The organism is Mesorhizobium sp. M4A.F.Ca.ET.050.02.1.1 (assembly GCF_003997725.1).
Taxonomy (GTDB): Bacteria; Pseudomonadota; Alphaproteobacteria; order Rhizobiales; family Rhizobiaceae; genus Mesorhizobium.
Genome location: NZ_RZSG01001296.1, coordinates 1 through 891 on the forward strand (window position 1 = coordinate 1; position 891 = coordinate 891).

The 891-nt window shown below is 65.7% G+C and carries 1 protein-coding gene and 1 pseudogene; both read left to right on the top strand.

The genetic code is table 11. The annotated features are described in order from the left end of the window. A partial coding sequence (locus EOA33_RS37045; protein ID WP_281033604.1) for a proton-conducting transporter membrane subunit occupies positions 1-476 on the top strand: 476 nt, incomplete at its 5' end. A gap of 4 nt (positions 477-480) precedes the next feature. Next, positions 481-891, top strand: a pseudogene (locus EOA33_RS37050) (biotin--[acetyl-CoA-carboxylase] ligase); the annotation flags it as partial.

An 891-nucleotide genomic window follows, 5' to 3' on the forward strand; every position in this document is an offset into this window, starting at 1 on the left:
GCGTGCGCGGTGTCGCCATCTACATGCTGATCTATCTGGTGATGACGCTCGGCACCTTCGCCTTCATCCTCGCCATGCGGCGCAAGGAGGGCAATGTCGAGCAGATCAACGATCTCGCCGGCCTCGCCTCGACCAATCCGATCATGGCGACGATCCTCACTATCCTGATGTTCTCGCTGGCCGGCATTCCGCCGCTCGCCGGCTTCTGGGGGAAGTGGTACGTCTTCCTCGCCGCCATCAACGCCAACCTCTATGCGCTGGCGATCATCGGCGTGCTGGCCTCGGTGGTGGGCGCCTACTATTATCTGCGCATCATCAAGCTCATGTGGTTCGACGAACCGGTCGGCGGCTTCGTGCCGATGGCCAGCGAACTGCGCCTCGTGCTCGGCGTCAGCGGCGCCTTCGTGCTGTTCTACGTGCTGATCGGCGGGCCGATCGGCACCTATGCCGAAGCCGCGGCGAAGACCTTCTTCTGACGGCATGGCGTTTAGGTTGGCTCCAACCGCGGCGTCGGAAGGGTTCCGGCTCGAAGCCCATGACACGGTCGGCTCCACCAACGCGCTGGCGCTCGCCCATGCCCGGGCCGGCGATCTGGGCAAGCTGTGGGTCGTTTCCAAAAAGCAGGAAAGCGGGCGCGGCCGGCGCGGCCGGAGCTGGGCGACGCCGGAAGGCAATCTGGCGGCGACTTTGCTCATCGTCAGCGGTGGCGAATTGCGGCTCGCCGCGACGCTGGGCTTCGTCGCCGGGCTGGCACTTGCCGACGCGCTCGATGCCGTCGTGCCGCAAGGCAGGATCGCGATCGGCGTTGACGGTGCAAGCCAGGGCAAGAACCGCTTCGAGCTGAAATGGCCGAACGACGTGCTTGCCTCCGGCGCCAAGCTCGCCGGCATA